The organism is Agrobacterium sp. YIC 4121, assembly GCF_002008205.1.
Lineage (GTDB): Bacteria > Pseudomonadota > Alphaproteobacteria > Rhizobiales > Rhizobiaceae > Agrobacterium > Agrobacterium leguminum.
This window is the reverse complement of record NZ_MRDI01000015.1, coordinates 58,918-81,979: the sequence shown is the minus strand read 5'-3', so window position 1 is coordinate 81,979 and position 23,062 is coordinate 58,918. Positions and strand designations below refer to the sequence as shown.

Sequence of the window (23,062 nt, the reverse complement as noted above, 5' to 3'; positions counted from 1 at the left end):
GTTTCATGAAGAGCCGATCTGAGCTTTCGGCAGGCGCGGCGATGAGATTGTGAGGGGCAGCGCTGTTGCGACCACCGGCACGATCAGTGCGGACCATGCTGCCCCGTAGCCGAGATGATCGACCAGAAGGCCGAATATATAGGGGCCGATTGCCATGACACCCAGGCAGATCGTGGAAGCGAAGGCAATCGTCGACGCTATCGAACCTTTCGGTGCGCTTTCGGCGATCTGCAAAAGATAAAGTGGAAACCACCCGATCCCGAATATTCCCAGCACGACAAGCACGATGAGGATAATCGGCGTCGGAACGCCGATGGGCAGTGCCGCGAGGATTGCGGCAGCGCCTGCGGCAATGACGGATACCAGGCCGAAGGATTGCGTACGAAGGCCGGGCCTGAAACGGTCGCTGAGCCATGGCAGCAAAATCCGGCCGGGAATGCCCGCAAGCTGCGTTGCGGCAAACATGGACGATGCGGCAAAAAGGCCAAGCCCCAATCCATCCGCCATGAAGCCGATGACGTGCGCGGTGAGGGTGAATTGAAACGCGGACATGGCGATACCAAGCCGTAATACGGGCCAGAAGCTCGAATTCTGCCCGACCTCGCGGGCGAGTTTTGCCAGGGAAAGCGGGCGCTCGGTTTTTGCGGCCACATCGCCTCCCTCGCGATAGAGACCCCAGAAGAGTGCGGCGCCCGTGACGGAAACACCGGCGCAGAGCCATGCTGCCGCATGCCATCCGTAACGAACCGCCATGAACGGGAGGAGGGCGGCCGCGATCATCGTTCCGAAAGGAACCGCAGCCTGCCGAAACCCAGTCGCTATGCCGCGCTTGGCAGGCGGGAACCAGCGCATGATCGCCCGCGTGCCGCCCGGTTGGACCGCAGCATAGGTGCCGCCCAGAAACGTGATGCACAAAAGCAGCGCCGGCAGGCTGTCTGCGAATGCCGCCGCGCAGGCCATTGCGAGCGCCATGCCGAGCATGGCAATGCCGACGATGCGGCGCTCACCGTGAATATCGATGGCGCGGCCGAGCGTGAACATCGTCACGATCTGCACACCGTTCATGACGGTCACGGCCAGTGATGCGGATGCAAGGGAGATGCCGAATGCTTCCCGCCAGAAGGGCACGAGGATGTAAATCCCCTGCGATACGAACGAGCCCGCGGTTTGCGTTGCGACGGCGACCGCAAGGACTGCCCAGATCCGGCGGTCGGTGGCGGGCGTGGGCGAGGTCGAGGAAATCTGTGAAGACACGAAAAGCTCCTATCGAGTGTTTTCGTGCAATAGCGCTCGCGAGAACCCGATAGAATTAGGGGCTTGCGCATTTCAGCGATAACAGCTTGTTATGCAAAACATGCGCTCATTGGATCCCGAGGCCGTCGAGGCTTTTCTTCTCGTTGCCGAATTGCAGTCTTTCACACGGGTTGCAGGCGTGATGAACACGTCACAGGCTGCGATATCGCTGCGCCTGCGCCGGCTTGAGGACATGCTGGGGCATCGTCTCGTCGAACGGACGCCGCGTCGCGTGCGTTTGACGGCGGCCGGCGAACGCTTTCTGGAGCCCGCGCGGGCTTATGTTGCGGCCGGCCGGCGTGCGCTCGATGTCTTTGGGCAGGAGCCGACCCGCCTCGCAATCGGTTTCACGCATCATTTGATCGGGGCCGATTTGCCCCGGATACTCCGGGTGATCAGCGAGCGTGAGACGAGCGTTACGCTTCATTTGCGCACCGCCGGCACCAGGACCCTGCTTGAGCTCTACGATGCCGGCGCGCTCGATGCGATCGTCGTGTTGCGGCATGACGATATCCGACGCGATGGCGAGTTGCTGTTTCAGGAAAGTTTCGGCTGGTACTGCAGCGCGGATTTCGATCTGCCTTCCAACCTGCCGGTGCCGCTGGTGCTTCAACCGGAGCCCTGCAATTTGCGAGCCATGGCCCTTCGGGCGCTGGAGGCGGCAGACATCGCCTGGCGTGAGGTGTTCGTCGGAACCGGGGCAACGGCGGTGGGAGCGGCTGCCGAAGCCGGGATCGGCGTCGCACTGCTGGCGCGAAGTGTAGCGCCCGCCGGTCTGCGGGAGGTGAGGGAAGGCCTGCTCCCACAGCTTTCGAAACTGGACGTGGTGATGATTTCCGCGGTCACAGGCGATCATGCGAACGCCGTGCTGCGACGGATCACGCGGGCATTTCAGTCCCCACGAGCCTGAATGGCCTATTTTCGAATTTCATCTTCGACAGCTCTGATCCACGCCGGCAAGGCTTCCGCATCGGAATGCCGGAACCACATATGTTTGACAGGACGAAAACAATGACCAAGCGTATCGAAGGCATCATTCCCGTGATGATCACCCCCTTCAGGGGCGGCAAGATAGATTTCGAGGGCGTCGCCAATCTCGTGGAATGGTACATCGCCAATGGATCGGACGCGCTGTTTGCCGTTTGCCAGTCTTCTGAAATGATGTTCCTCACCCTTGAGGAGCGCGTGGAACTGGCTGCTTTTGTTAAGAAGGCCGCAGCCGGCCGCATTCCCGTCATTGCCTCGGGCCATATCAGCGAGACGCTTGAGGATCAGCAGAAAGAGCTCAATGCCATCGCGCAGACGGGAGTTGACGGCGTGGTGCTTGTCACCAACCGGCTGGATGCCCGGCAGCAGGGCGGCTCGAAGTTTCTCGACGATCTCGGCTGGCTCCTTGAGCGTCTGCCTTCCGACCTGCCGCTTGGTCTCTACGAATGCCCGGCGCCCTATCGCCGTCTCATGACCGATGCTGAAATTTCCTTCTGCGCCAATAGCGGTCGCTTCGTTATCCTGAAGGATGTCTCCTGTGATCTTGAAACGGTCAAGCGGCGTGTAGCCCTCACCGCGAATACACCGCTCGCCATCGTCAACGCCAATGCGGCAATTGCATTCGACGCCATGAAAGCGGGATCGCGCGGTTTCACCGGGGTCTTCACCAATTTCCATCCCGATCTCTACAAATGGCTGCTGACGGAAGCCGGCCGGCAACCGGAACTGGCTGACGAGCTGTCGGTCTATCTGGCGCTCGCCGCCATGGCGGAGCCCATGGGGTATCCCAAACTGGCGAAGCTCTATCACCAGCGCCTCGGCACCATAAGCGACATCGAAAGCCGTGCGGTGACGTTCGATATTCAGGAGCGTTTCTGGGCGATAGAGGCTCTTCTGGACAAGATCATGCAGGGCACGGAGGAATTCCGGCGGCGCATATCAAGATAGCGGCTTCCCCTGTCATCAACAGGGAGGCCAATGGGGAAAGAGTTCTGGCGGCCATGGCATGTCATGCCCAGCCTTTCAGCGCCCGCCCGGAATAATAGCTGGGCGTGGTGGCGCGGTAGATCGGTATGCTGGCGGCGCCCAGATGAGGCAAGTCGCTCATGATCGATTTGCGTATTTCCGGCGGCTCGACGAAAAAATCTTCGCCGAGTATTTCCAGAGAACCGATACGCCCCACGATATGTTCGAGAATCCAGTCCGGCAGCGATCCACCGAAAATGATGGCTGCCGGATCCATCGTGCGGGCGACCGTCAGTGAAAGAAGGCGAAGCTGATCCGTTGCCCGCTCCAGCCACGACACCACGGCGGGGTGGTCGGCATAACTTTCGTCAATGTCCTTCAGGCGTCGAATGCCGATGCCTTGAGCAGCCAGAGTGTCGCACAGGTCCTGTCCCGAGGGGCGGGGATGGGATTTTGGAAACAGTCCGCCGAACTCGCCGGCATTGCCATTGGTGCCGCGGTAGAGATGGCGCTGCACCACCAGGGCGCCACCGATGCCATATGTCAGCCAGATCATCGCGAAATTGCGAATATTGCGGCCTGCACCATAATAGAGTTCGGAAAGAATGACGGTGTTGCCGTCATTTTCGTGAAAGACCGGGAAATCGAAATAGGGCTGGAAGTCCTTTTCGACGTCGATATCGCGCCAGCTTTCGAACTGCTTGATGCGGAAGACATGGCCGCGATCCCGCTTGAAATGGCCGGGAAAGCTGATACCGCAGCCCAGCACATCTTTCTTTCTTATCTTTGCTTTTTCAAGAACTTGCCGGGCGGATGCCTCGGCCATCTCCATAATATGTTCGAAACTGTGCCCTTCCAGTTCCGATCTGATTTCCTGCCTTATCGTGCCGTTGAGATCGGCCACGCAGACACGCAGATCGTCTGGATTGAAGTAGACCCCCAGCGTGAAAAGCCCGTTCGGGTTGATTTCGATGGCGGTGGAGGGCTTCCCCCGTTTACCGTCATTGCGTGCCTCCTCCGCTTCGACGATGAGGCCGGATTCCAGGAGATTGGCCGTCAGGCGGGTCAGCGTGGGTGCGGAAACATTCATCTCCCGCGCCAGCTCGATACGCGACATGCCTCCCTTGCCGCGCAAAATCTCGAGCAGACGCCGCTCATTGTAGCCGAGATCGATCAAAAAAGTCTCCCGCGAGAAATTATGCCGGATGATTAGCGAAAATTACGCGATTGTACACGCGTTTCGCCGGAAATCCCGCCATTGAAATTGGGTGGCTGTAAGTCAAAATCAGGAAATAATGTGTTTTTTCAATATGATATTTTATTGTCATATTCGAAATAAATTCCGGCTTGACTAATTAATTTACGTAACGAAAATAAATCGCAGACGGCGGGTGGCGACGGCAAAATCAAAAAGAAATCATGTCGCAGGGCCGGTCTGTCAGGGAACAAAAAACGGAGCCCCCTTATGCGTCAATCATGCACTATTTTCGCGCGCCTTTTTGCCGGCGCCACTTTCCTTGCCAGCGCGGCTTTCGCTCATGCGGAAGGTACCGTCGTGGTCTATTCCGCCGCCCCGCAGCAGCTCATGGATGAGTTGTTGCCCATGTTCGAAAAGAAAACCGGCACCAAGGTCGAGCTTGTCAAAGCCGGGTCCGGCGAGCTGATGAACCGCATCAAGGCGGAGAGCGGCAAGGCGGCGGGCGATGTGATCTGGAGCGTCGACGGAACGGTTATCGATTTCTCCGCCGACCTTTTCGAGCCATACAAGCCGGTTGAGGCTGCATCGATCAACCCAGCCTTTTCACCGAGCGCGAACTGGGTGCCTTTCACGGCTGTCGTCACGGCCTTTATCGTCAATAAGGAAGCCTTGAAAGGCGCTCCCGTTCCGACGTCCTGGGCCGATCTTGCAAAGCCGGAATATAAAGGTCTGATTTCGTCGGCCCGCGCCGATCAGTCCGGCTCGGCCTATATTCAGATGGCGACGGTATTGCAGGATTTCGACAGCGAGGAAAAAGGCTGGGAAATTTATACCGGCATCCTCGGCAACTCGGTTCTTTCCACCTCGTCAGGCGCGGTGCCGCGTTTCGTGAACGACGGCGAGCAGGCCGTTGGCATTACGCTGGAAGATGCCGCGCTGCGCTACAAGCTCGGCAGCGCGCCGGTCGAAATCGTGTATCCGAAAGAGGGTACGGCAATTGCGCCTGACGGCATGGCGCTCGTGAAGGGAGCGCCGAATGCCGACAATGGCAAGGCCTTCATCGATTTCATCGTCTCCAAGGAAGCGCAGGAAATCGTGGTGAAGGCGGGTCGTCGCTCGGTTCGAACCGATGTCCCCGCCAATCCGGCACTCGTTCCGCTTTCCGATGTTCCAGACGCCAAATACGATTTCAAATGGGCTGCGGACAACCGCGCGCGCCTGATGGAAAAATGGAACGAGACATTGCTCGACGTTCAGTAAGATAATTGCCGGGGACGGCGCAGAGGCTGCCGTCCCCCTTTATCCCATTCACAATTCGCTTTCGTTTTGTCCAGCGTGGTCACCGGCCGTGCAGGATCTGTCATGGAGCAGCACATGGCCGCCGTGGAAATTACCAGCATCAAGAAGAGTTACCGGGATGTCGTTGCCCTCTCCGACATCAATATCTCCATCCCCTCGGGATCGTTTTTTACGCTTCTCGGTCCAAGCGGATGCGGCAAGACGACCCTCCTGCGCACGATTGCCGGGTTTCACCAGCAGGATAGCGGCAGCATCAGTATCGAAAGACAGGCGATCGAACATGTGCCTGCGCATAAGCGTGACGTCGGCATGGTCTTTCAGGATTATGCGGTCTTCCCGCATATTTCCGTATTCGACAACATCGCCTTCGGTTTGAAGCAGCGCAAGGCGTCTTCCGCCGAGATTCGTGAACGTGTCGGCAAGATTCTCGATATCGTGCAGCTCGCTCCCTACGCCAAGCGCATGCCGCATGAATTATCCGGCGGTCAGCAGCAGCGCGTCGGTCTGGCGCGAGCGCTCGTCATCAATCCGAAAGTGCTGTTGATGGATGAGCCATTATCCAACCTCGATGCGAAACTGCGCGTGGATCTGCGGCGCGAGCTGCGCGAAATCCAGCAGGCCATGAACATTACCACGGTTTATGTGACCCACGATCAGGAGGAGGCGCTTGCCATGTCCGATCTGGTCTGTGTGATGTATGGCGGCGTCATCCAGCAGGCAGCTGCACCCTGGGAGGTTTATAACAATCCCGCCAACCGTTTCGTCGCCTCCTTCGTGGGTGCGAACAATTTCCTGACGCTGGATCGTTCGGGCGGACAGACCTCCATTTCCGGGCACGTGGTGGCGCTACCGCAGGTCGACGCCATTGCGCCGCAACGAACGGTCGTTGCCGCCATCCGTCCCGAAGCGATTACCGTTGGCTCGCCCGCGACCGAAGATGAACGCCGCATCGAACTGCCTGTCACCATAAGGCAGGTCAGCTTCACCGGTCGCGAGATGAATGTTGCCGCGGTACTGTCGTCGGGAGAGGAAATCGAGGCGATCACCAAGCCGTCGCCCGATATCATCGCCCTTCAGCCCGGCCAGAAAACGGTTTTCTCCTGGTCTGCGGGCGATACCAAGCTCTTCGGTGAGGGCGTTACCGGGGAGCGCCTGTCATGACGGATATGACCGCGACCGCAACGACGGGCGGCTTCCGCCTGAGACTGCCAGGCTTCTGGACCAGCGTGACGGCATTTGCCGTTGTCATATTGGCGATCTTTTTGATCCTGCCCATTTTCAGCGTGTTCTTCATCAGCTTCTTCGACGCCAAGACGGGTGATTTCGGTTTCGGCAACTATGTTCAAGTGCTGACGCGGCGTTTTTATACCGTGGCATTGTGGAACACGCTTGTCATCGGCGTGCTCGGCATGTTGGGGGCCTGCCTGCTCGGTATTCCGCTTGCCTTCTGCACCTCGCGTTACCGCATAAAGGGCCGCACCTTCATTGCGACTTTCGCTGTGCTGGTTCTGTGCGCACCGCCCTTCATCGGCGCCTATGCCTGGATCATGCTGTTCGGCGCCAACGGCGCGGTTACCAATCTCCTGTCTTTCGCCGGTATTTCATTGCCGACGATTTATGGGATACCCGGCATCGTGATGGTCTTCAGCCTGAAGTTCTTTCCCTATATCTTCCTGATGACGGAAAATGCGCTGAACACCATCAACAAATCCTATGAGGATGCGGCGGAAAACCTCGGCTGCACGGCGTTCCAACGGTTCCGCAAGATCACCTTGCCGCTGGTCTTTCCGGCAGTCAGCACCGGCGCGATCATCTGCTTCGTATTGTCGATCGCAGACTTCGGAACGCCGGCAATCCTCGGCAAGGGCATCAGGACGCTCTCGACCATCGCCTATGCGCAATACACCTCCGAAATGGCCGGCACGCCGACCATGGCAGTCACGATTTCCATGGTGATGATTGCGATTTCCATGGCCGCACTTCTCTTGCAGCGGCAGATTCTCGCCAAGCGCCGTTATGCCAGCTCATTGACGAACCGGCCGGTAAAGCGCTCCATGCGCCCGCTGAAATCGTTTATCGTGCACGGTTTCTGCTATCTGGTCGTCTTTGTTGCCATGCTGCCGTCTCTCACGGTCATCTACACATCGTTCCTCGCAACGAACGGTCCCGTTTTCACCGGCGGTTTCGGGTTGGACAGCTATGCCCGCATTCTCCGCGATTCACCGCAGGCGATTGCCAACAGCTTCACCTTTGCGCTTGCCGCGGTGGTGTTGATCGCCATCGTTTCCGGCCTGCTCTCTTTCATCGTTGTCAGGCGAGACAATGCAGTATCAGGCTCGCTCGATCTTCTATTGATGGTGCCCTATCTGATACCCGGTGTCGTCATGGCGATCGGTTACGTCACGACGTTCCGTTATCCGCCTTTCGACATTACCGGCACGGCATTGATCATCATCCTGCTGGTGTTTATCCGCCGCCTGCCTTACGGCGTCCGCTCCACCACCTCGATCCTGCGGCAGATCAAGCCTTCCATCGAGGAGGCCGCGGTCAATCTCGGCGCTTCGCCGGCAAAGACGTTCATATCGGTGACGGTGCCGCTGATGTTGCCGGGGCTCATCATCGGTTCCTTGATGAGCTTCATCACCGCCATCAACGAATTGTCCTCGACGCTGATCCTCTATACGGCGCGGACGATTACGATGCCGGTCCTGATCTATATTCAGGTGATTGACGGCGAGTTCGGCACGGCAGCCGCACTTTCGACGCTGCTTCTCGTCAGCACCGGACTTTGCGTCTTCGTCGTCTTCCGGCTTTCGGAAGACAAGGAAGCCTCTTTCGTCTGAAGCCATCAAATATCATTCAAAACTACAGCAGCGGCGACCCATGTGTCGCCGCCAGCCTCCCTCTGCAAGGACACCAGAAAGATGAATATCGCGAGCTTTTCGCAATCGAAATACAAGAACGCCGCAAAGCCGGGGGACGATGTGGCGCTTCTCATTCCCGGACGGGTTCTGGCCGTTTTCGACGGCGCGACCGACCCGACCGGAGCAAGTTATGATGGGCTGAGTTCCGGCCGCATCGCGGCCCTTGCCGCTGCTAATGCCGTGGCTGAGATGAGCCTTGACGGCAGGCTGGAAACACTCGCCGCGCCCGCGCTTTTTCAGAATATCAGCGATATCCTGAAAAAGGAGGCGCAGCGCATCAATGCTGGCCATCCGCCATCGACCACCCTGGCGATCGTCGCGGATATGGGCGACAGCTTCCGCCTGCTGCTTGCTGGCGATTCCGGCGTCAGGATCAACGGCACCCGTCTGTTTCAGCACACAAAGCTTATCGATACGGTAAGCACTTCGGCGCGTATATTCGTGTTCAAACAGCTTCTCGCCGCCATCGGCGATGGCGACGCGGCCGAGGCGCGCACGCGCGCGACGATCTTCTCAGGCCTGCGTTCGGCTGTCGCAAACGGTATCATGACGGCGCGGGATGCGGAAAATGTCGTTATTGCCGCGGCCGGGATGAGCGGCCTTGAGAACGAGATTGAAACGGTCGAGGAATTCCTGATGGGTGGAATCCGTGTCCAGCCGCAATTCGCAAACCGGCATGGGCATGTACTGGGTTACGCCTCGGTGAATGGCGGAACCGTCATGCAGGAGGGGACGGTTGACGTCCGTATCGCCAAAGACGGGCTCTCGAGCATTGAAATATTCTCCGACGGCTATTTGTCACTGCCAACGGGGACGGATGTTGCGGCCTGGGAAGCGGAATTCGCGCGTGTCGAGGCGGCGGATTTTCACAAGCTGCGTGAGTATCCGTCCGTCAAAGGTTCGACAACGGCGGAATTCAGCGATGACAGGACCGTCATTTGCCTCAACCTGGTTCAAGGGTAGTCCAGTCTACGAACCTCATGTGAGCCGGCCGACATCGCATATCGATTTCGGCGTCATTCGCGGTCGGTCAGCTTGAAGTGTTTGCTGACGGAGACAGCCATGCCGCGCCGGCTGACGCCAAGCTTCGCATAGATGTTCTTCAGGTGGAATTTCACGGTCGCTTCGGAAAGGCCGAGATCGCGGGCCATTTCCTTGTTGCTGCGGCCTTCGGAGAGAAGTTTCAAAAACGGTGGTTTCCCGCCCGCTCAGCAGTCCGGCTCCATGTGTTGCACCGTCGTCATTACCGCCCAACGGCATCACCATGCGTGGCTGGCGGCCAAGGCCGTGTCCGACGATGCGGCTCATGAATTCCATCGCGTTCGGGCTAAATATCTTCAGCCCGAAACGGCGCACGATGGCGCGCAATGTGGTGGCAAGATCGTGCCGGCGCAATGGCTTTTCGCGACGGGTGTGGTTGACGAAGACTATGTCGCGGCGCAGGGAACGTACCTTGGCCGCCACGGCCGCATTTATCTGACCCGCGACGATGCCGGCCAGATATGGGTTGGCGGCGAAACGCGCACGCATGTCGAAGGCCGGTTGCATGGCCTTTGAAAAGACAGACGAAAACGAGGTGAATTTGATGACTAGCAGTGTTTACCGCCCCATTTCCGAACGCGTATTGGCGGATGATTGGGGACGGCTGACCAAGTATGAGTATGAACTTCAGCTGAGGGACGGAAGCTGGCAACGGCAGACCCGGGAGGCATATGATCGCGGCAACGGCGCGACATGCCTTTTGTACAATCCGGCAAGCGACAATGTGCTGCTGACCCGCCAGTTCCGGTTGCCGGTACTTTTGAATGGCGGTCTGGAATCGCTGATCGAGACACCGGCGGGGCTGCTGGAAGGCGCTGACCCGGCGACGCGCATGCGTGCGGAACTGATCGAGGAAACCGGTTATGAGGTTTCCGAACTTACGCATCTGTTCGATATCTATATGAGCCCCGGATCGGTCACGGAATATCTCGCCTTTTTCTACGGCGAATATGCCGAGAAACATAAGGTCGGGGCAGGTGGCGGTTCAGCGGACGAGGGCGAAGACATCGACGTGCTGGAAATCGCCTTGCCCGAGGCGATGCGGATGATCGGCCGCGGCGATATTCGCGATGCCAAGACGATCATTCTGATCCAGCATCTTGCCATCCGGCTCTTGCAGGAAAAGATCACGGCACGCTGATCCCCATCCAATGCCTCCATTCAGGGAGGCCGGCGCAATCCCTTGAGAAAGGGAGGCGCCGGCTTTGATCGCTTGCCTATGGGCGCGCGCATCGGACATACTGCCCCTTGAACCACAAAGGCCAAGGGCAAGACGAAGCCAGAGACTTGGAGCTGGATCGCGGAGCCATGCGAGAAGATTGAGCCCATGAATACGCGATTCCTCGAAACTTTTCTCTGGGCTGCCCGATTGAGCAGCTTTTCGGCAGCCGCGGAACGTTTGCACACAACGCAAGCATCGGTGTCCAACCGGATTGCCGCTTTGGAGCGGGAGCTTGGTGTCGTGCTGTTCACGCGCGATGTGCGCTGCGTCAACCTCACGCCCGCGGGTCGTCTGGCGCTGCAACATGCCGAAAAGATCGTCAATCTCACCGGCGAGTTCCGGCAGATCGTCAGTAACCGGGAGGCGCTGAGGGGTACGGTGCGGATCGGTGCCGCCGATACGATCGTCTATGCCTGGCTGCCGCTGCTCATCCGCCGCGTGAACGAACAATATCCCGGTGTCAGCCTCGATCTGACCATCGATACCAGCCTGAAACTCTCGCAGCGCATTCAGAACGGCGAGGTGGATGTCGGTTTCATCATGGGGCCGATCATGGCTGCGGATATCTATAACTCACCGCTCTGCACCTTCGAATCCTGTTGGGTCGGCGCCGTCGAGCTGCCGCTGCCGGAAACCGGTGTGACGCTTGAAGATATAGCGCATTTTCCGCTGCTTACCTTCTCGACCGGCTCACAGCCGCATCAGGCGTTGCGGGCGCTTCTCGATTCCCACGGACTGTCCGATAGCCGCATCTACAATTCCAATTCGCTGTCGATCATGACGCGCCTTGTGGCCACGGCTGTCGGGGTGGGCGCCTTGCCGCGCGTTTTGGTGGACGGCATCATCAAATCGGGCGAAGCGCGTATTCTCGACATCACGCCGGCGGTGCCGCCTCTTACCTTCCACACGGTTTATCAGGAGCGCGGCGACAATGCGCTTGCCCGTGCCATTGCCGACATGGCGACGGAAATCGTCAGTGAAACCACCACGCAATGGATGACGGTCGCAGCTTAAATTTTATGCTGCAACGCAAAATGATTAATCTATAAGCTTACCTTATGGGTTTCGATAGAGTTTTTCCGTTTGTCAGGAAAACAGTTCCCGTTCTTAATTCTCCTCGCAACATGAGAGGAGAGCAACGTGAAAGTCTCACTTGTTCAAATGAATACCCAGAACGACAAGGCAGAAAACCTCAAGGTTGCTGCCGATTTAATTGAGAAGGCAGTCAAGGCGGATAGTCCTGATCTTGTTGTTCTTCCGGAATACTTCGCATTTCTTGGAGATAATCCTCAGGAAATGCATGAGAGCGGGGAAGAATTCCCCGGCGGCGAGATCTACTCGCTGCTTTCGGATCTGGCCAGAAAGCACGCGATCACGCTGCATGCCGGTTCCATCGTCGAGAAGGAAGGCAACCGCTTTTACAATTCGACGCTCGTTTTCGGCCCGGACGGCAAACAGATCGCCCGCTACCGTAAAATTCACCTGTTCGACGTCGATACGCCGAACGGCATCAGCTACCGTGAATCCGATTCCGTTGCCCGTGGTGAAGAGGTCGTGACCTACAAGGTTGGCGACAGGACGGTTGGCTGCGGCATCTGCTACGATATCCGCTTCCCGGAACTGTTCCGCGCCCTGCGGGACAAGGGTGCAGATGTCATCGTTCTGCCGGCCGCTTTCACGCTGATGACCGGCAAGGACCATTGGGAAGTGCTGGCCCGCGCCCGCGCTGTCGAAACCCAGACCTATTTCCTCGCTGTCGGCCAGATCGGCACCCATGCGGGCGGCAAGAAGGCCTGCTGGGGTCATTCCATGGTCATCGATCCGTGGGGTCACATCGTCGCGCAATGCTCCGACACCGTTGGAACTGCCGGCGCCGCTCTCGACTTCGACTATTCGGCCAAGGTGCGCGCCAACGTGCCGGTGGCGAACCACCACGTTCTCTGATCGGAGAAAGACCAAATGTTTATCGTCAACCCCATGCCGGAACAGATCGGCGCCGACATCATCGAGCTTCTTGAAAAGGTCGAAGTCGCAACGATCGGACATGTGCTTCATTCCGGTTTCGTCGATCCTGAAATCCGGGCCGTTCTTCCGGGCAAGCGCGTGGCGGGCACCGCCGTCACGCTGCGCATCCCGAATGCGGATTCGACCATGCTCCACTACCTGACGCAACTCGTGCGTCCGGGCGATATCGTTCTCATCGACCGTTGCGGCGATACCCGCCACGCCTGCTGGGGCGGCGTCATCACCAACACCATGAAGATGGCCGGCGTCAAAGCCGGTGTCGTCGATGGCCCGGCGACCGATTTCTCGGAGTTCACCAAGGTCGACATGCCCATGTGGTGCCGCGGCCCGTCGCCGATCACCACCAAGATCCTTGGTCTGGAAGGTGCGATCAACGTTCCGATCAGCGTCGGCGGCCAGATGATCAATCCGGGCGATGCGATCCTGTGCGACGAAAGCGGCGTTGTCGCCCTTCATCCGAGCCAGGCCCGCGCCATGGCGGAACGCGCCATCGGCATGCAGGAAGCCGAGATCGTGCTTTTGGAACGCCTGCGCAACGGCGAGAAGCTGCCGGATATTTCCGGCGCCAACAAATTCGTCCAGGCGAAGCTCAGCGCCTGACACAATCTTTCGGGTGGCGGATCCGTTCGCCACTCCCAATAACAATAGAGGAGAACAGGACAATGAAGAAATCGATACTTCTGAGTGGGATTCTCATGCTGGGCGCGGCCGCCATGCCGGCGCACGCCCAGCAGACCGTGACGTTCCTCGGCTATAGTGGCCTTTTCCAGGAGCGTTACACCAAGGCCGTCATCGAGCCTTTCATGGCCGCCAACCCGGATATAAAGGTCGACTATTTCCCGCAGCAGGGTTCCGCCGCCATGCTCGGCTCGCTGCGCGCCCAGAAAGCTGCTCCGCAATCCGATATCGCGCTGATGGACGTCTCCGTCGCCAAGACCGGCACGGATGAAGGCCTGTTCGACAAGGTCGATGAAAGCGTTACCAAGAACGTTGCCGACCTCTATCCGAACGCCCGCTTCAAGGGCGTCGCCGGTGTCGGCGTGACCTTCGACAACCTCGTTCTCATCTATAACACCGATGCAATCAAGACCGCGCCGAACAGCTGGAATGCCCTGAAAGACAGCGCCTTCAAGGGCAAGATCGCCATGCTGAGCGCTCCTGACATCGTGGGTATCGGCACGACCATCATCATGGACCACATGAATGGCGGCACCGATTTCATCAAGAATATCGACGCCGGCATCAATGCCATGGCGGAAGTCGCGCCGAACGTCCAGACCTGGGAACCGAAGCCGGAAGTCTATCCGACTGTCGTCAACGGTCAGGTGTCGCTGGGCGTGGGCTGGAACGCCCGCAGCCAGGTGAATGCCGATGGTTCCAAGGGCAAGATGAAGGTCGTTCTTCCGAAGGAAGGCACGATCCTGCAGATCAACACGCTCAATCTCGTCAAGGGCGGCCCGTCGTCCGAGGCGGCCCGCAAGTTCATCGATTACGCGCTGAGCCCGGAAGCCCAGGCCGCCTTCACCGCCGCCATGTATTATGCGCCGACCAACGCCAAGGCCACGGTGGCTCCCGATGTCAGCGATCGCACGGTCGTCAAGGCGATGGACAAGGTTATCCCGGTCGACTGGATCGGCCTCTCGAAGGTTCGTGACCAGATCACGCAGGACTGGCGCCGCAAGGTCATCCCGCTCAGCCGCTAAGGCTTTCGCGTCTCTGTCGTGAAAAATGGCAAGTCTTCCGCATCCCCTTCGGGCGGATGCGGAAACGGCATAGGCCCCGGCTCATTTCCTCCGTCGGTGTTGGGATCGATGGAGGGGTGGGTGGCCCGAAGGCCTGCTTGGGGAAAGCGCCGCGCAGAGTGCAGGTGAATTTCCGCCGCGATTGCATAGATCAAGGGACAGGGCATGTCCGCGACCCCGCCGGGATGGGACATGTTCTGGAGAAAGGCAAAAAGCCAGAATGGGAACTTCAGACATCATGCAGCCAGGATTTCTCTCGATTCGTTCATTGACCAAGCGCTACGAAACCATGGTCGCCGTGGATAATCTCAATCTCGAGATTCCCAAGGGCGAACTGGTTGCCTTCCTCGGTCCATCCGGCTGCGGCAAGTCGACATCGCTGCGCATGATTGCCGGCCTTGCCCCCGTGACGTCGGGTTCGATCCTGATCGACGGCAAGGATGTGACCCAGCTTGCTCCCTACAAGCGCGATATCGGCCTCGTTTTTCAGAGTTACGCGCTTTTCCCGCATATGACGGTTCTCAAGAACGTCATGTTCGGTCTTGAAATGCGCAAGGTACCGGCTGCCGAAGCGGAACGGCGTGCACGCGAAGCGATTGCCATGGTGCGGCTGGAAGGGCGCGAGGATCGCCGGCCCGCCCAGCTTTCCGGCGGCCAGCAGCAGCGCGTCGCACTGGCGCGTGCACTGGTCATCCAGCCCTCCATCCTTTTGTTTGACGAACCTCTTTCCAATCTCGACGCCAAGCTGCGCGACGAGATGCGCTCTGAAATCCGCCGCATCCAGAAACAGCTCGGCATCACCTCCATCTTCGTCACCCATGATCAGGTGGAGGCGCTCAGCATGTGCGACAAGGTTGCCGTGCTCAATGGCGGGCGTCTGGAACAGCTCGGTACGCCGCATGATCTTTACGAGCGCCCGGCAACGGCTTTCGTCGCCTCTTTCGTCGGCCGCACCAACAGGCTGGTCGGAAACGCGGTCGGCGATCACATCACGGTCGGGGATGCGGTGTTGCGTGCGCCCGGCTCGCACAGTGGCAAGATCGACCTTATGGTACGGCCGCACCGTATGGCCATGACGGTTGCCGGTGACGCCGCACCCGATTTCGAGGGGGCGCCGGTCAATCGCATCGCCGGTGAGGTTCGCGATGTCTATTATGCGGGCGATATCCTTCACTACGAGATCGCTGCGGGCGGACAGACATTGTCGGTGGAGCGCGCGACTTCCGGCGGGGAAACACCTGTGGCGGCGGGCAGCGCGGTCAGCCTAGTCTGGCGGGTGGAGGACACGCTGGTCTTCGGAGCAGGCCAATGACAGCGGCGGTCATGATCACGGCTCCCGGCAGCCGCACATCCTCCATGGTGTTTCTCGCAACGCTTCTTCTCGGGCCGATCATTGCGGTCAATGGGCTGGCCTTCGTCATGCCCGTCTTCAACCTGCTCCTGCTTTCCTTCCGTGAAAGCCTTGGCGGCGGCGGTCTTGGCGAAGCCCACACGCTCGACAACTGGTCGTCCACCCTGACCGACGGTTTTTATATTGAACTGATCGGCCAGAGCATCCTGACCAGTCTTCTGATCACGGTTCTCACACTCATCGCCTCCTATCCCATCGCGCTTTATCTTCACCGGGCGCAGGGCCGCTGGAAGACGCTGCTGCTGGTGCTCGTCATTTCGCCGTTGCTCACATCGGCCGTGGTGCGCACCTATGGCTGGATCGCGATCCTTGCCGATGACGGCCTCATCAACAACATCCTCTTAGCGCTCGGTGCCGAAAGCGGCGTGCGGTTGCTGTTCAACAAGGTCGGCGTCGTCATCGGTCTCACGGAAATCCTGATGCCCTATATGATCCTGGCGCTGCTTGCCGGTTTCGGCAGGCTCGATCCGCGTGTCGAAGAGGCGGCGGAAACGCTTGGCGCATCGCCGTGGAAGGTCTTCTGGCGGATCATCGTGCCGCTCACCATGCCCGGCGTCGCGCTCGGTTGCCTGCTTTCCTTCGTTCTCGCCGTCAGTTCGTTCATTACCCCCAAGCTGCTTGGCGGCGGGCGCGTCTTCCTTCTCGCGACGGAAATCTACGATCAGGCCATCGTGACGCTCAACTGGCCGCTCGCCGCGACCCTGTCGATGATCATTCTCGTTATTTTCGGCGCTGCCCTGGTGCTCTATTCCCGGCTTCTGCGGGCCATTCTTTAAAGGAGATCGAAGATGGAAGAACGTCCCGCTCCGCTGGCGCTGAAAATCGTCGCCTTCATCATGTTCCTTTTCCTGCTGGCGCCCGTGGTTCTCGTCGTGCCGATCTCATTTTCGGCCGACAGCTACATGACCTTTCCGCCCTCCGGCTGGAGCCTGCGCTGGTATGTCGATCTCATGCATAATTCCAAGATGATGGAAGCACTCGGCACCAGCACCCTTCTCGCCATCATCGTCACCGCGCTCTCCATGCTGATAGCGCTGCCGGCCTCCTATGCCATCGTGCGCATGCGGGTCATCGGCGCGGACGCGCTTCTCGCCTTCTTCACCGCGCCGCTGCTGCTGCCGACAATCGTTCTCGGCCTTGCGATCCTCATCGTCTTTGCCGGTGCCGGTCTGCTCGGCACCTTCACCGGTCTGGTGATCGCGCATCTCATCATCGTGCTGCCTTATGCGCTGCGTGTGCTTACCACCTCGCTTGCCGGCCTGCCGCTGATCTTCGAAGAGGCCGCTTCCACCCTGGGCGCATCGCCGCTCACGGTTTTCCGCCGTGTGACCATGCCGATGATCGCGCCGGGTGTCGTGGCGACGGCGGCACTTTCCTTTCTGGTGTCGTTCGATGAAGCGGTAATTTCGCTGTTCCTCACCGGCCCGCGCATCACCACGCTTCCCGTCGCCATGTATCAGCATGTGGAAACGCAGGCCGATCCGCTCGTTGCGGCCATTTCCGTTCTCTTGATCGTGCTCACCCTTGCCGTCGTCCTCATCGTCGACCGCACGGCGGGCTTGACCAAAACTTTCGTGAAATAAAGTCGTGGGGCTGCCGGCTGGCGCTGGCTGCCCCTACTGGCACAGGCGCGAATTTCACTCCCGTTTATGAACGCTGCTGCTGCATCGGCGCGATCCGTCGCGCCTGCTGATTTCGCTTTGAAAGACGAAGGCAAAGGGAAGGCCATGGCTGAAACCCCCTCCACGGAATTTGATGTCGCCGTCATCGGCGCCGGTGTGGTCGGTTGCGCGGTCGCCCGCCGTTTCGCGCTGGCCGGTGCGAAGGTGGTGGTCATCGAAAAAGGCCCCGATATCCTCTCCGGCGCCTCCAAGGCCAATAGCGCCATCCTCCATACCGGTTTCGATGCGCCAGAAGGCAGTCTGGAATTGGAACTGGTGAAGGCCGGCCGGGAGGAATATCTCTCCATTCATGCGCAGATGGGCCTCAGCCTCGTCGAAACAGGCGCGCTGGTCTGCGCCTGGAACCCGGACGAGGCGGAAAAACTGCAGGCGATTGCCGATCAGGGGCGGCGCAACGGCATTGCCGGGCTTGAGCTTCTCACAGCGGGGCAGGCTCGCGAAACCATGCCGGGCCTGTCCGACCGCCTTGTCGCCGCGCTCGACGTTCCGGGTGAACATATCATCGATCCTTGGTCCGCACCGCTTGGCTATCTTACGCAGGCGGTGGCGCTCGGCGCGCAGCTGGTGCGCAACGCGGAAGTCCTGTCCGGTGCGTTCGACGGCGCGTGGCGGATCGAGACGACGGCCGGCGTTATCCTTGCCGCAAGCATTGTCAATGCCGCCGGGCTGTTCGGCGATATTGTCGACGCGCGTCTGGGGCTTTCGCCTGACTTTGCCATCAAGCCCCGCAAGGGGCAGTTCGTGGTGCTGGACAAGGCTGCCCGCCGGCATGTGCCGCGCATCGTCCTGCCCGTTCCGACCGAAATCACCAAGGGCATCGTCGTGTGCCCCACCGCCTTCGGTAATGTTCTCGTCGGCCCGACGGCGGAAGAGCAGGAAGACCGCGAGCGCGCGACGGTCGAGACGGCGACGCTGGAAGTACTGCTGGAGCGCGGTGCGGAGATCGTTCCGGCGCTTGCTTCCGTTTCCGTGACCGCCGTTTATGCCGGTCTGCGCCCCGCGTCTGAAAAGAAGCATTACCGCATTTCCGCCCGGCCGGACCGGCGCGCGATCATGCTCGGCGGCATTCGCTCCACCGGCCTTAGCGCCGCACTCGGTCTGGCGCAGCATGCGCTGAGGCTTCACGAAGGTTTCGACACACATTTTATCCCGCCGCCATCGGTTCCCGATGTGACGATGCCCAACCTGACTGAAACCTGCGAGCGGGACTGGCAGCGTGCCGATCACGGCGAAATCGTCTGTCATTGCGAACTCGTCACGCGGCGCGAGATTGAGGCGACCTTTTTAAGCCCGGTGCCGCCGGGCGATTTCGGTGGGCTGCGGCGCCGCACCCGCGCCGGCATGGGCCGCTGCCAAGGCTTTTATTGTAACGCCCGGCTGGCCGCGATGACGCGCGACCGCCTGGCGATCCCGCTTGCCGTTCACGAGGGAGGCGACCGATGAGTGCGGATGTCATCGTGGTCGGCGGCGGCCCGGCGGGTGTGGCGGCGGCGCTGGAGCTGAAAGCGCGCGGTACCGCCCGCGTGATGATCCTCGAGCGTGAGCCGGCCCTTGGTGGCGCAACCCGGCATTGCCTGCATTCGCCCTTCGGCATGCGTGAATTCGGACGCGTCTATTTCGGCCCGGCCTATGCGCAACGCCTGCAGCGGCAGGCGCAGGATGCGGGTGTCGATATCCGCACCGGTCATTCCGTGGTGGAACTCGGGCAGGATGGCGCGCTGCTCGTGACGTCGGCGCGCGGCGTCGAGACGCTGAAGGCCCGGCGTATCGTGCTTGCGACCGGCGCGCGGGAAAAACCACGCTCCGCGCGGCTTTTACCCGGCGACCGGCCGGTGGGTGTGGTTACCACCGGCACGCTGCAATCCTATGTCGCCTTTCACGGCATAATGCCCTTTCGCCGGCCGCTTATCGTCGGTTCGGAACTGGTTTCCTTTTCCGCGCTTCTAACTTGCGTGACGCATCGCGCCCGGCCGGTGGCGATGATCGAGCCGGAACCGCATCCGCTGGCGCGGTCGCCTTTCCATTGGTTTCCGCGACTGGCCGGGGTGCCCTTTCATTGTGGCGCGGTACTTACGGATATTCGCGGACGCGGCCGGGTGGAGGAGGCCGATATCCGTCTGGCGGACGGTCGCATCCTGACGGTTCAATGCGACGGTGTTCTGCTCACCGGGCGGTTCACGCCGGAGGCAGCGCTTCTCAATGCATCCCCCGTGGATGTTGCGGCAGGCAGCGCCGGGCCGCTGATCGATCAGGACGGACGGATGCCCAACCCGATATTCTTCGCCGGCGGGAATGTCTTGCGAGCCGTGGAAACGGGCGGCTGGGCGTTTCGCGAAGGCCGTCGGGTTGGCGCGGCGGTGGCTGACGATCTCGCCCGGGAACCATGCGGCGCACCGGGGGTGCCCGTCACCTTCGCCGATCCGCTCAAGCTGGCGGTTCCCGCCATGTTGCGGCCGGGTGGGCTCGACAGACCCGCATTTCGCGATTTTCAGCTTCGTTTCACCAGACGTATTCAAGGCCGGCTTTCGCTTCATCTCGACGGAACGGACGTGTGGAGCAAGACCGGCCGTTGGCGTCCTGAACGCCGTGTGCTGGTGCCCATTCCCGGCGCTGCGTTTGAAGCGGGGCAGATTGCTTTTCACTTTCAGGAGGCCAATTGATGCGCATTGCCGCAATCGATCAGGGAACGACATCGACCCGGTGCCTTGTGGTGAGCGATGGCGGCACGGCGGAGGTCGTGGCCAGCCGGCGTCACGCACAATTTTATCCGGCCGCCGGCCATGTGGAACATGATCCGGAAGAACTGCTGGGCAACATCCGCGCAGTGCTGGCTGCCGCCGGGCCGGTGGATGCCATCGCCATCGCCAATCAGGGCGAGAGTTGCCTGGCGTGGGATGCCGTGAGCGGCGAGGCGCTGTCGCCGGTCATCGTCTGGCAGGATGCCCGCACCGCCGAAGCGCTCTCCGCCCTGCCGCCTTCGGCAACGGATCGTTCGAAAGAGATTTGCGGGCTGCCGTTAGATCCCTATTTTTCGGCCAGCAAACTGGCCTGGCTGGTCAGGCACAATCCGGCAGTGGCACAGGCACGCGCCGCAGGCCGTTTGCGGCTGGGCACCACCGATGCTTTTTTTCTGGACCGGCTGACGGGCTGTTTCCGCACCGACCTTGCAACGGCGTCGCGCACGGGTCTGCTTGATCTTTCAACCGGAGACTGGAGCCCGGAACTCTGCGCGCTTCACGGCGTGCCGCTGGATTGCCTGCCCACAATCGGTCCTGTCGATGGCGGCTTCGGCGCGGTTGACGGAACGCCCATCCGCGTTTCCATCGTCGATCAGCAGGCAGCGCTTTATGGGCATGGCTGCCGCAAGGCCGGCGATTGCAAGATAACCTTCGGAACCGGAGCTTTTCTGCTCGCCGTTGCCGGTCACGGGCGGCCGTTGACGGGAGAGCTTCTGCCGACCGTTGGCTGGCAAATGCAGGGCGCACCTGCGGTTTTCGCCATCGAAGGCGGGATCTATGATGCCGGCGCGGCGCTCGAATGGGCTAAAAAGATCGGCCTCTATGCTGAAAATGCCGAACTCGACGGTTTCGAGGGACCATCGGCCATTCGCCGCGGCCTTGTCTTCGTGCCCGCCCTTTCGGGCCTTGCCGCGCCCTATTGGGACAGGCAGGCGGTGCCTTTGTTCATCGGCATGGACCACGCGACCGAGCGGCGTGACATGGTGCGCGCCGTGCTGGAAGGCATTGCCCTGCTGACGGCGCGGCTGATCGAGGCGGCATCGGCGGTCGCCCCCATAGGCGATACGATCTCCATCGATGGCGGCTTGTCGAACAGCCGCTATTTCGCCCGCTTTCTGGCTGCCGCCAGCGGTCGAACCATCTGCGTGCCCGCCATGCGCGAGTTGACGGCGCTCGGCCTGGCGGAACTGTGCGGCGTCGATGTCGCAGCCCTGCGAGGCGATGCCGAGATATTCGCGCCCGACGGATCGGTCGATGCCAAAGACCATGCTCGCTTCGCACGCGCTATAGACAGTGCACGGAGCTGGCAACGATCCAAAACCTGCACGAGTTCGGTTCTGTCGACCACGCCGGCAGCAGGCATCTGATTTCTCCAATTTAAAGAACAGGCGACAAAGGCGACAGAATTTGATAAATTACAAAACAGCCGGTTGCGGTTTGACGCGTCGATAGAGGTCACCGAGCGTTCCTGTACCGCCAGCCGGATCATGGCGCAGGAGGAGAAGTGCTATGACGGCATTCCATGTCATGGCCGGTGCGAGTGGCGAATTTGCCCGCCCGGAAGTCCGCAAGATTGGCATCCCGGATATTGTGGATGCGTTGAAGCTGGGACTTGAGGACTTTAAAGAAAAGCCGTCCCACTATGTTTTTCTCTGTCTTATGTATCCGATCGCCGGTGTTTTTCTGGTGATGTGGAGTTCCGGCGCCAATCTGCTGCCGGTTATTTATCCGCTGATGTCGGGTTTTGCACTGATTGGTCCGATCGCGGCCATCGGGCTTTATGAAATCAGTCGACGACGCGAGCAGGGGTTGGATAGCTCCTGGCGGCACGCACTGGAGGTTCGGCACTCTCCGGCCCTGCCGTCGATCATCGCGGTCGCCGTCATGCTTTTCGTGCTTTTCGTCGTCTGGTTGATTGTTGCGCAGAGCATCTACACTGCGACTTTCGATGCGACCGGTCCGGTCTCCCTCTCCACCTTTCTGTCGGACGTATTGACGACCTCGCAAGGTCTCTCCCTCATCGTCTGGGGCAATCTGGCCGGCTTCGTTTTCGCGGTCGTCGTGCTGGCGACAACGGTGGTGGCGTTCCCGTTGCTGCTCGACCGGGATGTCGGCGCAGTCGCGGCGGTGGATGCGAGCATCCGCGCCACGCTTGCCAACCCGGTTCCTGTGGCGCTTTGGGGATTGATCGTTGCGGCCTTGCTCGTCGTCGGTACGATCCCGGTATTTATCGGCCTCGCGGTCGTCATGCCCATCCTCGGCCACGCGACCTGGCACCTCTATCGGAAACTGATCGTGTCCGATTATCCACGCCGTACGCCCTGAATTCATAGAGGAAATCTATCCGTAGATCATCCTTACTGCCGTTGCGGCCCCGCTGAGGAAGCCGCAGCGGTTGGGATGACCATGGAGAGTGCGGGGATGCCATGTGGTATCGTTTTGTTCCGATCTGTCTGCTTTCCGCGAGTGCCTTCCTGATTGAGGCCGTAGCACAGAAAGGGGACGCTGCCGCAGGCGCTACCATAATTGCTCGC

General features: G+C 60.0%; 21 protein-coding genes and 1 pseudogene. 19 read left to right on the top strand and 3 right to left on the bottom strand.

What is annotated here, in order from left to right; genetic code table 11:
• Nucleotides 1–3: 3 nt before the first annotated feature.
• Nucleotides 4–1,254 (bottom strand): MFS transporter, encoded by a 1,251-nt coding sequence (locus tag BTE54_RS14190; protein ID WP_078052883.1) that lies wholly within the window; start codon nt 1,252–1,254, stop codon nt 4–6.
• 91 nt (nt 1,255–1,345) lie between these two features.
• Here BTE54_RS14190 and BTE54_RS14185 point away from each other — a divergent pair, with 91 nt between their 5' ends.
• Entirely contained in the window at nt 1,346–2,203 is an 858-nt protein-coding gene (locus BTE54_RS14185) for a LysR family transcriptional regulator (RefSeq protein ID WP_078052881.1), read from the top strand.
• A gap of 101 nt (nt 2,204–2,304) precedes the next feature.
• Nucleotides 2,305–3,228: a dihydrodipicolinate synthase family protein gene (locus BTE54_RS14180; RefSeq protein ID WP_078052879.1), complete on the top strand. Its 924-nt coding sequence runs from the start codon at nt 2,305–2,307 to the stop codon at nt 3,226–3,228.
• 61 nt (nt 3,229–3,289) lie between these two features.
• On the opposite strand, the gene BTE54_RS14175 is transcribed toward BTE54_RS14180, so the two are convergent.
• Nucleotides 3,290–4,423, bottom strand: coding sequence for an ROK family transcriptional regulator (locus BTE54_RS14175; RefSeq protein ID WP_078052878.1), 1,134 nt, complete (start codon nt 4,421–4,423; stop codon nt 3,290–3,292).
• Nucleotides 4,424–4,711: 288 nt separating this feature from the next.
• On the opposite strand from BTE54_RS14175, the gene BTE54_RS14170 reads away from it, so the two are divergent.
• The 4 genes from BTE54_RS14170 (at nt 4,712) to BTE54_RS14155 (ending at nt 9,630) form a co-directional block, all read left to right on the top strand.
• Complete coding sequence (locus BTE54_RS14170; RefSeq protein WP_065654914.1) at nt 4,712–5,704, top strand: ABC transporter substrate-binding protein; 993 nt, start codon at nt 4,712–4,714, stop codon at nt 5,702–5,704.
• Nucleotides 5,705–5,806: 102 nt separating this feature from the next.
• On the top strand, nt 5,807–6,904 hold the full coding sequence (locus tag BTE54_RS14165; RefSeq protein ID WP_245316588.1) for an ABC transporter ATP-binding protein: 1,098 nt from the start codon (nt 5,807–5,809) through the stop codon (nt 6,902–6,904).
• The gene (locus tag BTE54_RS14160; protein WP_078052877.1) at nt 6,901–8,586 is read left to right on the top strand and encodes an iron ABC transporter permease; all 1,686 of its coding nucleotides are present in this window, start codon (nt 6,901–6,903) and stop codon (nt 8,584–8,586) included. Before BTE54_RS14165 ends, BTE54_RS14160 begins: the two co-directional genes overlap by 4 nt.
• Nucleotides 8,587–8,667: 81 nt before the next feature.
• Nucleotides 8,668–9,630: a hypothetical protein gene (locus BTE54_RS14155; RefSeq protein ID WP_078052875.1), complete on the top strand. Its 963-nt coding sequence runs from the start codon at nt 8,668–8,670 to the stop codon at nt 9,628–9,630.
• 53 nt (nt 9,631–9,683) lie between these two features.
• Here the strand turns inward: BTE54_RS14155 and BTE54_RS25285 are convergent, their stop codons facing one another.
• On the bottom strand, nt 9,684–9,854 hold the full coding sequence (locus BTE54_RS25285; protein WP_244926241.1) for a helix-turn-helix transcriptional regulator: 171 nt from the start codon (nt 9,852–9,854) through the stop codon (nt 9,684–9,686).
• A gap of 202 nt (nt 9,855–10,056) precedes the next feature.
• Here BTE54_RS25285 and BTE54_RS25495 point away from each other — a divergent pair.
• The 13 genes and pseudogenes from BTE54_RS25495 to BTE54_RS14085 form a co-directional block, all read left to right on the top strand.
• A pseudogene (locus BTE54_RS25495) lies at nt 10,057–10,224 on the top strand (phenazine biosynthesis protein PhzF); the annotation flags it as partial.
• A 28-nt stretch (nt 10,225–10,252) separates the two neighbouring features.
• The gene (locus tag BTE54_RS14140; protein WP_078052933.1) at nt 10,253–10,849 is read left to right on the top strand and encodes an NUDIX domain-containing protein; all 597 of its coding nucleotides are present in this window, start codon (nt 10,253–10,255) and stop codon (nt 10,847–10,849) included.
• A gap of 186 nt (nt 10,850–11,035) precedes the next feature.
• Complete coding sequence (locus tag BTE54_RS14135) at nt 11,036–11,944, top strand: LysR family transcriptional regulator (protein WP_065654919.1); 909 nt, start codon at nt 11,036–11,038, stop codon at nt 11,942–11,944.
• Nucleotides 11,945–12,091: 147 nt separating this feature from the next.
• Entirely contained in the window at nt 12,092–12,874 is a 783-nt protein-coding gene (locus tag BTE54_RS14130) for a carbon-nitrogen hydrolase family protein (RefSeq protein WP_059761162.1), read from the top strand.
• A gap of 15 nt (nt 12,875–12,889) precedes the next feature.
• The gene (locus BTE54_RS14125; RefSeq protein WP_003521976.1) at nt 12,890–13,555 is read left to right on the top strand and encodes an RraA family protein; all 666 of its coding nucleotides are present in this window, start codon (nt 12,890–12,892) and stop codon (nt 13,553–13,555) included.
• 62 nt (nt 13,556–13,617) lie between these two features.
• Nucleotides 13,618–14,658: an ABC transporter substrate-binding protein gene (locus tag BTE54_RS14120; protein ID WP_078052873.1), complete on the top strand. Its 1,041-nt coding sequence runs from the start codon at nt 13,618–13,620 to the stop codon at nt 14,656–14,658.
• A gap of 277 nt (nt 14,659–14,935) precedes the next feature.
• Nucleotides 14,936–16,009 carry an ABC transporter ATP-binding protein gene (locus BTE54_RS14115; protein ID WP_065654921.1) on the top strand — a complete coding sequence of 358 codons (1,074 nt, stop codon included), beginning with the start codon at nt 14,936–14,938 and terminating at the stop codon, nt 16,007–16,009.
• The gene (locus tag BTE54_RS14110; protein WP_003521979.1) at nt 16,006–16,884 is read left to right on the top strand and encodes an ABC transporter permease; all 879 of its coding nucleotides are present in this window, start codon (nt 16,006–16,008) and stop codon (nt 16,882–16,884) included. Before BTE54_RS14115 ends, BTE54_RS14110 begins: the two co-directional genes overlap by 4 nt.
• Before the next feature lie 12 nt (nt 16,885–16,896).
• Nucleotides 16,897–17,691, top strand: a complete 795-nt coding sequence (locus BTE54_RS14105; RefSeq protein WP_078052872.1) for an ABC transporter permease — start codon at nt 16,897–16,899, stop codon at nt 17,689–17,691.
• Nucleotides 17,692–17,835: 144 nt separating this feature from the next.
• A complete protein-coding gene (locus tag BTE54_RS14100) occupies nt 17,836–19,233 on the top strand; it encodes an NAD(P)/FAD-dependent oxidoreductase (RefSeq protein WP_078052932.1) in 1,398 nt (465 codons plus the stop codon).
• Nucleotides 19,230–20,450 carry an FAD-dependent oxidoreductase gene (locus BTE54_RS14095; RefSeq protein WP_078052871.1) on the top strand — a complete coding sequence of 407 codons (1,221 nt, stop codon included), beginning with the start codon at nt 19,230–19,232 and terminating at the stop codon, nt 20,448–20,450. Before BTE54_RS14100 ends, BTE54_RS14095 begins: the two co-directional genes overlap by 4 nt.
• Nucleotides 20,450–21,895: an FGGY family carbohydrate kinase gene (locus BTE54_RS14090; protein WP_078052870.1), complete on the top strand. Its 1,446-nt coding sequence runs from the start codon at nt 20,450–20,452 to the stop codon at nt 21,893–21,895. The genes BTE54_RS14095 and BTE54_RS14090 overlap by 1 nt, the downstream gene beginning before the upstream one ends.
• 142 nt (nt 21,896–22,037) lie before the next feature.
• The gene (locus tag BTE54_RS14085; protein WP_078052869.1) at nt 22,038–22,853 is read left to right on the top strand and encodes a DUF2189 domain-containing protein; all 816 of its coding nucleotides are present in this window, start codon (nt 22,038–22,040) and stop codon (nt 22,851–22,853) included.
• Nucleotides 22,854–23,062 lie beyond the last annotated feature (209 nt).